Annotated in this window: 6 protein-coding genes; all 6 read left to right on the top strand. The window is 43.7% G+C overall.

Annotation, left to right across the window (positions count from 1 at the left end):
* Positions 1 to 186 precede the first annotated feature (186 nt).
* The 6 genes from P1X15_RS17145 (at position 187) to P1X15_RS17120 (ending at position 11,538) form a co-directional block, all read left to right on the top strand.
* Positions 187 to 1,686: a hypothetical protein gene (locus tag P1X15_RS17145; protein WP_277339361.1), complete on the top strand. Its 1,500-nt coding sequence runs from the start codon at positions 187 to 189 to the stop codon at positions 1,684 to 1,686.
* A gap of 240 nt (positions 1,687 to 1,926) precedes the next feature.
* The gene (locus P1X15_RS17140) at positions 1,927 to 5,154 is read left to right on the top strand and encodes a TonB-dependent receptor (RefSeq protein ID WP_277339360.1); all 3,228 of its coding nucleotides are present in this window, start codon (positions 1,927 to 1,929) and stop codon (positions 5,152 to 5,154) included.
* Positions 5,155 to 5,182: 28 nt separating this feature from the next.
* Positions 5,183 to 6,664 (top strand): RagB/SusD family nutrient uptake outer membrane protein, encoded by a 1,482-nt coding sequence (locus tag P1X15_RS17135; RefSeq protein WP_277339359.1) that lies wholly within the window; start codon positions 5,183 to 5,185, stop codon positions 6,662 to 6,664.
* Positions 6,665 to 6,964: 300 nt separating this feature from the next.
* Positions 6,965 to 8,413, top strand: coding sequence for a hypothetical protein (locus P1X15_RS17130; RefSeq protein WP_277339358.1), 1,449 nt, complete (start codon positions 6,965 to 6,967; stop codon positions 8,411 to 8,413).
* A 32-nt stretch (positions 8,414 to 8,445) separates the two neighbouring features.
* Positions 8,446 to 9,135 (top strand): fibrobacter succinogenes major paralogous domain-containing protein, encoded by a 690-nt coding sequence (locus tag P1X15_RS17125; protein ID WP_277339357.1) that lies wholly within the window; start codon positions 8,446 to 8,448, stop codon positions 9,133 to 9,135.
* A gap of 945 nt (positions 9,136 to 10,080) precedes the next feature.
* A complete protein-coding gene (locus P1X15_RS17120; protein ID WP_277339356.1) occupies positions 10,081 to 11,538 on the top strand; it encodes a hypothetical protein in 1,458 nt (485 codons plus the stop codon).
* Positions 11,539 to 11,556 lie beyond the last annotated feature (18 nt).

The following is an 11,556-nucleotide window of genomic DNA, read 5'->3' as shown; positions in this document are numbered from 1 at the left end:
CTGTTTTCTAAGATTAGTTAAAATTTTACCCGCCGATTTGCGCCGACTTAAAGCCGCTCATCAACGCAGATAATTAGCCATACAGGGTTGTTTGTCAGTTGAAATCAGTGTTTTTATCAATCAGCGAATTTCGGCGGGTAAAAAATTGGAATTATTTTAATTACCTAACCTTGTCTTTCAATTCTTATGATTTTTATAAAACCTTCATTGACAATCATTTTAGTGTGGTTTGTGGGGTTTGGTACGAAAAGCTGGTCGCAAACCGCCGTCAAAGTAGCGGCCTACAAATTCTCTATTGAACCTAAGGTAGGCACTACTGCCCCTAGCCGTAAAGAGCATGTTATCGAAAACGTGTACGGCGATTTGAAAAACACCTTGTTGCTTGTAGAACAAGACGGACAAAAAGTGGCTTTTATTACCTCTCCTTTAGATGTAATTGGGCACATGCACCAAGAGACGGTGGCTATTTTGTCGAAAGCTTTGGGTTTGCCTACCGACCAAATCGTCACCTGTACCTCCCACAGTCATACGGTGCCTGTGTTACACATGAGCGATGCCGTAAAGTATGACAAAGGAAGCCCTGACGCCTTGTCGAGAGAGTTGGGGCGTGAGTTTGAAAAAAAACTCATTCAAGCTGCGGCTCATGTTTCTAAATCTCTGGTACCCGTAACGATAGAATGGGGCAATGCCGAAGAAAACCGCATTACCTATAATCGTAGAGGTAAATACGTGAATGGTAAAAGTTATTTTATTCGCGAAGAAGACCGCTTGCCTTTGGGCGAGGGCTATCGTGGTTTGATAGATCCTGACGCGACCGTTGTATTGTTTAAGAACACATCTGGTAAATACATTGCAGGATTAACGTTTTTTACGGGACATCCTGTGACGGCCTACAGCCCCGAAAAAATGTTTAGTCATGGTCAATTTCCTCAAATCGCTACTGAAAGACTGGCCAAGCAACTGGGCGATATACCTATCGGTTTTGTTCAAGGGTGTGCTGGCGATATCAACTCAAAATATATGCTAACTGGCACGATCAAAGATGCCGATTTGATGGGTGAATATTTGGCCGAGGCATTTTTGGTGGCGGCCAAAAACCTTCATAAATCTCAACGGATTGATTTTCGTTGGAGTCGCGAAGAAGTACACGTACCGTTTGCTAAACTTCCACCCGTAGACAGCCTCAAGAAAGACTTAGCAGCAATCGATGATTTTATGAGGCGTGGCAACAATGGCGATGAAAATACTTTGTATTGTGTAGGCATGAACTTCCCGAAAGCACTCACTCCTCCTTACAGAGCGCGGTTGGTAGAGATGGTGAGGCCATGGTATTTGTGGGCCTTGGAGCAGTATGCCCAAAAGAAAGAAAATAGTCAGGCACCGTATTTGACCATGAAGATATTTGTGGCAAGAATAGGAGACGTAGGGTTTGTAGGACTACCTTATGAGCCTTTTGTGAAGACAGGACTTAAGATAAAAAATGAAACCAAGCTACCTTGCATCATTACGGGTGGGTATATAGACGGCGTGTATGGCTATATTCCAGATGCGAGTGCTTGCGATGACCGAGAGTATCAAGCAGGCTTTTTTAGATACATGGGCAATATCCCTCCTTACGCAGCCCCTGGTGGAGATGTGTGTGCCGACGTGGCTGTAAAGAAGCTCACTGCTTTTGCCACCCAATAGTACTATTCAAATGTTAATTGTGCTTAGAACTACCCCATAAAGCACCTTTGAAAAATAGTATTATAAATTCAAATGAAAGTAGAGGAAGTCTTCTGTGGTAAAATATAATTTTGTTTTCGTTCTTATAAATCAAATTTTTTTGTACTAAAAATCAGTTATACAGAATAATTGTTGTATCTGAACGATAGGATGTCTTACTCTGAAAATAATGCAAACAAATAGATGAATCATTTTTACAACATGGAAAAACCAAAAAAATCGTCATGGAGACGATGTAAGTATGTGCTACTATTGGCACTTTTTGCGCTCTTCGAAGGGAGTATATATGCCCAATCGACGGTAAAAATATCAGGTAAAGTATCGGACGACAAAGGGGCTGAAATGCCAGGAGTCAATGTGTATTTAAAAGGCTCAAGCTCTGGAACCACTACCAATGCCGAAGGGAACTATACCATATCGGCAGCTAGTGACGGGGTACTGGTGTTTTCGTTTATTGGCTACAAAACGCAGGAGATTGCTGTCGGAAATCGTATATCTATCAACGTTAGTCTAGAAACCGATGTAGCAAGCCTGAGTGAAGTAGTCGTAGTGGGATACGGGTCACAATCCAAAGAAACCGTCACTACCTCTATCTCAAAATTGGATACGAAAGTGTTACAAAATGTCACCTATGCCAATGCTACTTCTGCCCTCCAAGGAAATATCGCAGGTCTACGGGTACAGAGTACGTCGGGACAGCCGGGTGATAGACCACGGGTGGTGTTGAGAGGAGGAACCTCTATCAACAATCCCAATGGTTCGAATCCTTTGTACGTGATTGACGGGGTGATTCGGACTGATATGGATCATATCAACCCCAGAGATATTGAATCTATCCAAGTCCTCAAAGACGCCGCTTCTACTTCTATCTATGGTTCGCGGGCTTCCAATGGAGTGATTATTGTCGAAACCAAATCGGGGAAAGCGGGCACTACGCAAGTCAATTATCAATACAACATGAATGTATCGGATGTAGGTAAAATGTACGAATTGGCCGACGCCAAGGATTTTGTGCGTTTTATGCGACTTGGTATCGCGGCTAGTGGAGTCAAAACCCCATCTGTATTGGATTTTTTGACGCAGGCCAATGCTGGAGGAACTGGCAATGACCTTACCAACAATACGGCCTTTACGACGATGTATCTGTCTGACCAAAACAGGTCTCTTCTCAATTTGCCCGCCGATCAGTGGGGCGCTAAGTGGGAAACTATCCCCGACCCTTTAGACCCGTCTAAAACCTTGATATTTAAAGGGACTGATTTTCAGAAAACAATATTCCGAACTGCCTACAGCCACGACCACACGCTTTCGGTGTCGGGAGGTTCTGAAAAAGCTAAATTCAGCATGGGACTGGGCTATCTCGACAACAAGGGAATTGCGATCAATACTGATTACAAGCGGATTTCGCTCAACCTCAACGGGGATGTGCAGGTAGCCAAAAACTTAAACTTTTTTGGACGCCTCAATTATGCCAATGTGGATGACAATCAGGTGCCTAATGTAGGGGTTGTATTCAAAAACAATATCAATACGGCACAGACTTCTAAATATCAATTTGAAGATGGTTCGTTGGCACCGGGTCGTCTTTTTACCAATGGAAACCCCGCTTATTATATTAGTAGATATGATTCCAAAAGACGCCGCGACAACTATATGTTTGTGGTAGGTGCAAATTGGGAGATTTTGCCGGGGCTTACCTTCCGTCCGCAGGTTTCGTTGATTAACAACAATTTTGCCACGCGTGTATTCCTTAAATCTTATCTCAACGGACCGCTTACTTTAGTTCAAGACCGCGAAGCTACCTATACCCAAAATGCAGTAGTAGACCAACAAGCCGATGCAGTTTTGAAGTACGCCAAAAGCATCGACAATAAACACAATTTCGAAGGTACCCTAGGCTTTTCTTACTATAAAGAAATGCTAAGAGATGTAACCGCAGTAGGACGAAACGCAGCTACGGATTTGATTCCGACGCTCAATGCCTCAGCTACGCCTTGGAGTGTAAATAGTAGCGAATCGGAGTTGTTGTTGTATGGTTATTTTGGGCGTCTCAATTATGACTACGAGCAAAAATACCTGCTCACCGTCAATGGTCGCTATGATGGTGCTTCCAATTTGGGAAGCAATTACAAATGGGGCTTTTTCCCTGGGGTTTCGGTAGGTTGGAACCTACATCATGAAGCATTTTGGGAGTCGGTACCCTCGTCGGTGGCTAGTTCGCTTAAGTTGCGGGGAAGTTATGGAGTCAATGGAAATATCAGTGGATTAGGCAATTATCAAGCGCAAGGGGCTTATAGTGTAGGTTCGAGGTATTTTGGGGACGCGGCGATTTTTAACTCATCCTTGGCCAATGCCGAACTACAATGGGAGCGCTCCAAAACCCTCAATTTTGGATTTGATTTAGGACTCGTCAACAATCGGGCTAATGTGGTAGTAGATGCGTATCGCCGCGTTACCGACAATCTTCTTACAGAATTGGCCTTGCCTCGTACCACAGGTTTTACGAGTATCTTAACCAACCTAGGCAGCCTCGAAAATAAAGGTATTGACCTTGAAATCAGTGCACAAGTACTTCCCTCCAAATCAAAATTACAGTGGACTACTGCTTTTAACGCCGCTTATGTGAAAGTTAAAATCTTGAAATTGCCCAACAATGGCATCGAGAACAATCGCATCGGCGGGGTTTATATCTGGGATGCTCAGACAGGCTCCTATCAATGGAAAGGCGGCTTGCAAGAAGGCGGGCGCATCGGCGATATGTTTGCTTATAAGCAATTAGGCATCTATGCCACCGATGAGCAAGCACAAGCGGGCCCTAAAGACCAATTGGTAGTAGGCACCGACAAAACCAAGCACGGCGGTGATGTCAACTGGCAAGATGTAGATGGTAACGGCATCATTGACGATAAAGACCGCATTTATATGGGAAATCCCTTCCCTACTTGGACGGGAGGCTTTACCAACCGCTTCAATTACGGCAATTTTAGCCTTACAGTGCGGTTAGATTATACCGCTGGTCACATGATTTACAACGAAACCAAAGCACGGGTTTTGGGTAACTTCTCAGGTCAAAATGCTATCTCTGAGGCCGTGACACGCTCATGGCAAAAGCAAGGAGATATTACGGACATTCCAAGATACTATTGGGCTGACCAAAACCAGAAGCAAAATCTGTGGCGCGGCAATTCCAACTACTACGAAAAAGGGGACTTTTTGTGTCTGAGAGAAATTGCCCTTTCTTATAATTTCTCAAAACCAGTGTTGGATAAATTGAAAATGAGCAGCTTACGACTATATACCACCGCCAACAATCTAAAATACTTTACGAAGTTTACGGGCTTAAACCCCGAAGAAGGAGGAACCGACAATGGAAGGTACCCTATGCCAAGAAATTTTGTTTTTGGCGTTCAGATTACCCCTGCTTTTTAAGTTTTAAAAACCTCAAAGCGCTTTAAAAATGAAAATTATTTGGAAAAAACTGATATTTACTTGTCTTGTGGGCTTTGGATTGGGAAGTTGTACGGAAGATCTCACCCTGACCCCCATTAGCCAAATCACCAATGCTTCTTTCTGGAAATCGCCGCAAGAAGCGAGAGGTGCCCTCAACGGAATGTACGTTAGAATGCGCTCTCAGGCAACGACCAACCTCTTTGTGTGGGGAGAAGGAAGAAGTGAAATCTGGGTTCAAAATTTTGGATTCGACCCTTCTATCAATTTCTTCGTATATACCAACAACCTAAGCAGAGTCAACCCTGGCCCTGACTGGACTACGATGTATTCGGTCATTCACGATGCCAATTTGCTGTTGAAATACGTGCCCACAATTACGTTTGCGACCGAAGCCGAAAAAAACGCGATATTGGCTCAAGCCTATGCTATGCGGGCTTTTACGTACTTCACCATGACCAAAATCTGGGGTGACTTGATTTTGATTGAGCAGCCAACCGAAGGTTTTGACCCCACTACTATCTACAAAGAGCGTGCCCCTCAAGCCGATGTGTTTAAGTTAATCAAAAGTGACATCGAAAAAGCGCTTACTTTGTTTCCTGACAATACGCTACCCAATGGCCGCAACAGATGGTCAAAACCTGCACTCAACGCTTTGAAAGCGGATGTGTTTCTTTGGACTGCCAAGCGACTCAACGGTGGCAATACCGATTTTAATACCGTTCTCAGTGCCATTAGTGAAATTGAGACCGCCGATGTAGCCTTATTGAGTAGTTTCAGCGATGTATTTAGATTTGCCAATAAAGGCAACAAAGAAATCCTGCTTTCTATGAGGTTCCAAGAAGGCGAGTCGTCGGCACGGACGGTGTTGGGGGGAGTACCTACCCTTACAGCTCCTACGGCTCCGTTTACTTCTCAGGAGGTTATCAACAAAATTCTCCCTTACTATGCTGGTAAAGATTCTTATTGGCAGATGTCTACGCTGGTGACGAAGCAGTTTAGCGATGATGACAGTCGCAAGAATGCGAGTTTTATTGAGGTAAATCAAACCCGTAATGGTACTACTAGCTTTATGTATAACATCGACTTGAAATGGCCAGGCACCACTAGCGGTGGCGTAACAGTGATGTTTGATGATTTTATTTTGTATCGCTATGCCGACGTAATATTGATGAAAGCCGAGGCCAAAAACGGTTTGGGTCAAAGCCCTGCCGAAGAAATGAATAAAATCAGACAACGCGCTTACGGGGCCAAATTTGCTAACTATACCTTTGTCAATGGTACCAAAGAGGCCAACGATGAGGCTATTTTACAGGAAAGATTGTTTGAATTTTTAAATGAAGGAAAACGGTGGTGGGATTTGGTTCGTTTTAACAAGGCATTGGAGAAAGTCCCCTTGTTGAAGGGCAAAACCCAAAACGACCTTTTGTACCCTATTAGTGAAACGATTCTGAGTTTAGAGCCTCTCGTTAAACAAAATCCGGGATATTAATACGTCTAAGAAGTATAAAGATTGGGTTAAGTTGGTTAAGTTCCAGAACAGGTTGGCAATGTCATGTTGCCACCTGTTCCAATTTTGAAGTAGTGATGGAGGTTTGTATAGGTTAAACCCATTAAAAATAGCCTCAGAGAGGCGAAATAGTAATAGTAGAGAACATCTCAATAAGAAGCTCCATAGGAGCGAAATTGATTCTCTCTGTTTTTGTAGTAAGGTTTTGAAAATCAGTAATAAATGGTGCTTTGGCACCTAAGAAAGTGTTATTATTTTGAAATGATGAGTTTTATAAACCCCTTGAAATCCTTGTCTGTGTTGGCCCTGACCGTCATGTGCGGTTATACAGGAGCCGAACCATCGAAGGATGAGAAAGTAATCAATATCGGCAATCGTCGCGAGATTTTTGTTGATCCCTATCTACTTGATACCCTTAAAGGTGTACAACTAACAGCCCACGTTCCACGAGACGAAGGGGCTGTATTACAATTTGATAAAAATTGGGAATCTTCGACCCCCGCTTACATCACCATACTCCACGACGGGGCAGGTGATATCTATCGGCTTTATTATCGTGGAGGCCACGAACGCGACAACGGCAAGCGTCAAGAAAATACCTGCTATGCCGAGTCCAAAGACGGCATTCATTGGGAGCGCCCGTCTTTGGGAATAGTGAATGTGAAAGGGAGTAAAGACAATAACGTCATTTTGGAGGAAGTGCCATTTACGCACAATTTCAGCCCTTTTATTGATAAAAAACCAGGTGTTCCGGCCGAACAACGCTTCAAGGCTTTTGCTGGCACCGACCGCACGGGCTTATTCCCTTATGTCTCGGCAGACGGTATTCATTGGAAAAAAATCACTGATAAGCCCGTCATTACCGACGGATTACTGGACTCTCAAAATGTAGCTTTTTGGTCGGAGCCAGAGCAAGTATATGTTTGTTATTTTCGGTCTTGGACGGGTGGGGGCGAAGGTGGCTACCGCTCTATCAGTAGAGCTACTTCAAAGGATTTTATCAATTGGTCGAAAGGTGTAGAAATGACCTACGGAAACGTGCCTTTTGAACATCTTTATACCCAGCAGACAAGCCCTTATTTTCGAGCTCCGCATGTGTATATCGCTATCGGTTCTCGCTTTGTTCCCCATCGTCAAATATTAAGCACCGAGCAGCTCGAAAGACTCAAAGTAGACCCTTCGCAGCACAAAGGGCTTTCCGAACCTTTTTTGATGAGTTCGAGAGGAGGCAATACCTACGACCGTACGTTTATGGAGGCTTTTATTCCTCCTGCTATGGGTCAAAATCATTGGTCGGCTCGTACCAATTACCCTTCCCTCAATGTTGTTCCGACCGAAGAAGGTCGCATGTCATTGTATGTCAATCAAGACTACGCGCAGCCAACGGGTCATTTACGGAGATATTCGTTGAGAGTCGATGGATTCAGTTCCTTAAAAGGGACTTATCAAGGCGGATATGTAGTCACAAAACCTATGGTGTTTAAAGGTAAAGAACTGGAAATCAATTTCTCGACTTCGGCAGTTGGCGAAATCAGAATTGGGTTAGAAGATGAAAATGGAAAAGTAATACCTGGCTACTCGATGGCTGATTGTCAGCAGATTATCGGCAATGAACTATCCCGTATTGTCAACTGGGGCGACAATAGTGACCTGTCGAAGCTGGCAGGAAAGCCTATTCGCCTTAGGGTATATCTTGCGGATGCACATCTGTACTCAATTCGTTTTAAATAGCTTGATTATTAATTGTTTAGAGTTGTAAAGGAATGGAAAGTAAAATAAAGAATAGACTATCGACTTCTGCTTTAGGTGTTATCGTACTGGCTTTGATGATTTGTGGAATGGCAATGATTACTCCCCCAAAATCATTCCCTCAAGCAGATATTCCGTCGGTGATGATTGGAGAGCAGACATGGAGTACCGAGAACCTCGGCGTCACTCACTTCCGAAATGGAGAAGCACTTTTCGAAGCCAACAGCGCCGAAACTTGGGAAAAAGCAAATATAGAAGGACTACCCGCATGGTGCTATTATGAAAATGATCCCTCCAACGGCAAAAAGTATGGTAAGCTGTATAATTTTTGGGCAGTATCCGACAAACGCGGCCTCGCCCCTGCTGGGTGGCATATACCTACTGACGCTGAATGGGACAAACTCGCAACAGCATTGGGTGGGGTTGAAAAAGCGGGCGATGCCCTGAAATCCTCAGCATTTGGCAAAAAGGTAACAAAAACAAGTGGATTTGCAGCCGTACCTGGCGGCTATCGCACCAACGAAGGGCCGAAGTATTATGGAGGTCCTTTTTTTGAAGGGGGCAAGGCAGCGTACTGGTGGAGCAGTAGCCGTTATTTAGTCGATAACTCCTTTTGTCGGAGTGTTTCGGTAAAAAATGGGAAATTGCAAAAAGATAGCTTTGTGCAAATGGCAGGTCTATCGGTCAGATTAGTGAAAGATTAATGTTTTGAAAATTTCCCAATATGCGAACATAAAAATGCAGATTTTGCCCCGTAGGGGCTATATATTGGTAGCCAATGTGAAAAATCGCAAATGCAGATTCTGCCCCGTAAGGGCTATATATCGCTAGTCAATGTGAAAATATGAAAATGCAAATTTTGCCCCGTAGGGGCTATATATCGGTAGCAAATGTGAAAAATCGCAAATGCAAATTCTGCCCCGTAGGGGCTATATATCGGTAGCCAATGTGAAAATATGAAAATGCAGATTCTGCCCGTAGGGGCTATATATCGGTAGCAAATGTGAAAAATCGCAAATGCAAATTCTGCCCCGTAGGGGCTATATATCGGTAGCCAATGTGAAAATATGAAAATGCAGATTCTGCCCCGTAGGGGCTATATATCGGTAGCAAATGTGAAAAATCGCAAATGCAAATTCTGCCCCGTAGGGGCTATATATCGGTAGCCAATGTGAAAATATGAAAATGCAGATTCTGCCCCGTAGGGGCTATATATCGGTAGCAAATGTGAAAAATCGCAAATGCAAATTCTGCCCCGTAGGGGCTATATATTGGTAGCAAATGAGAAAATATGAAAATGCAGATTTTGCCCCGTAGGGGCTACATATCGGTAGCAAATATGCGAACATGAAAATGCAGATTTTGCCCCGTAGGGGCTGTACATCGGTAGCAAATATGCGAACATGAAAATGCAGATTCTGCCCCGTAGGGGCTATATATTGGTAGCCAATGTGAAAAATCGCAAATGCAGATTCTGCCCCGTAGGGGCTATATATTGGTAGCCAATGTGAAAAATCGCAAATGCAGATTTTGCCCCGTAGGGGCTATATATTGGTAGCCAATGTGAAAATATGAAAATGCAGATTCTGCCCCGTAGGGGCTATATATCGGTAAAAAATCATTCCAAATAAATCAAATATCCTAAACCAATGATCAGAAGCCTCCTAATTAGCGGACTATTAATTGCGGCACTCAACAACATCTCTGTTTTTGCCCAAACTCCAATAGAAATAGCCGACCGTAGAGAAATTTTTGTCGATAAACAGTTAATAGCTCAACTGTCGGGAGTAGAAGTGCTTATGCATCACCCGCACAATGAAGGCAAAGTGCTGGCTTTTGATCGTCCTTGGGAAGGAAATTTTAGTGCTTATTGTACCATTATTCAAGACAAAGATTTGTTTAGATTGTATTATCGGGGCGTGCGGGAATCGGGCAAAGACGGCAACGACAGCGAAGTAACCTGCTATGCCGAATCAAAGGACGGAATCAACTGGGTAAAACCTGCCTTGGGAATTTATGAGTTGGACGGTAGTAAACAAAACAATGTGGTATTGGCGCATCATGTCCCAGCTTCTCATAATTTTTCTCCCTTTTTGGACGCCAACCCCAACGCTAATCCCCAAGAACGTTACAAAGCGCTGGCCGGTACTCAAAAATCAGGCTTGATGGCTTTTGTATCGGCAGATGGTATTCATTGGAAAAAAAAGCAGGAAACCCCCGTCTTTACCAAAGGGGTTTTTGACTCTCAAAACACCGTGTTTTGGTCGGAAAGTGAGAAACTTTACGTTTGTTATTTCAGAATTTGGTCAGAGGGCGGTTTTTCAAAGTACCAAGGATTCCGTTCGGTAGGGCGTACTGTTTCAAAAGATTTTATCAATTGGTCTGAACCAGTAGCCATGACTTTTGGAGATGCTCCCCTCGATCATCTTTATACACAGCAAACGGCACCATATAGCAGAGCGCCACATATGTACTTAGCTATTGGGGCGCGTTTTATGCCCAAACGCCAAGTATTGACGCCCGAAGAAGCGGCAGTATTGAAAGTAGATCCAAAGTATTTCAATGATTGTTCGGACGCGGTGTTGATGAGTTCGCGCGGCGGTAATGCCTATGACCGTACTTTTATCGAATCGTATATCAGGCCAGGTATAGGCTTAGAAAACTGGGTTTCGAGGTCTAATTATCCCGTGTTGAATGTTGTCCAAACCAGCCCCAACGAACTATCGGTGTATGTCAACGAAAGCTATGCCCAGCCTTCGGCGCATATTAAGCGTTATTCGTTGCGGCTAGACGGATTTGCTTCCATACACGCCCCGGCCGTGGGTGGATATATGATAACCAAACCCCTTGTTTTTAGAGGGAAAGAGTTGGAAATCAATTATTCAACTTCAGCAGCAGGCGACGTAAAAGTAGAAATACTTGATGCCGACGGGAATCCTATTCCGGGTTTTAAGGTGTCTGATTCGAAAGTCATTATTGGCAATGAAATCAAACGCATCGTTTCTTGGAACCAAAATACGAACCTTAGCTCGCTCGCAGGAAAAGCTATTCAGTTAAAGTTTTATTTGAAAGACGCGGATTTATACTCCTATAAATTCAATCCTTGATTGGACGAAGTACGTACT

The sequence above is a fragment of the Runella sp. MFBS21 genome (genome assembly GCF_029433105.1).
GTDB lineage: Bacteria > Bacteroidota > Bacteroidia > Cytophagales > Spirosomataceae > Runella.
This window is presented reverse-complemented; position numbering and strand designations above follow the sequence as displayed.

Excerpts from the sequence above, each read along its gene's own strand:
- P1X15_RS17145 (WP_277339361.1), top strand. The coding sequence starts at position 187 with ATGATTTTTATAAAACCTTCATTGACAATCATTTTAGTGTGGTTTGTG.
- P1X15_RS17140 (WP_277339360.1), top strand. The coding sequence starts at position 1,927 with ATGGAAAAACCAAAAAAATCGTCATGGAGACGATGTAAGTATGTGCTA.
- P1X15_RS17135 (WP_277339359.1), top strand. The coding sequence starts at position 5,183 with ATGAAAATTATTTGGAAAAAACTGATATTTACTTGTCTTGTGGGCTTT.
- P1X15_RS17125 (WP_277339357.1), top strand. The coding sequence starts at position 8,446 with ATGGAAAGTAAAATAAAGAATAGACTATCGACTTCTGCTTTAGGTGTT.
- P1X15_RS17120 (WP_277339356.1), top strand. The coding sequence starts at position 10,081 with ATGATCAGAAGCCTCCTAATTAGCGGACTATTAATTGCGGCACTCAAC.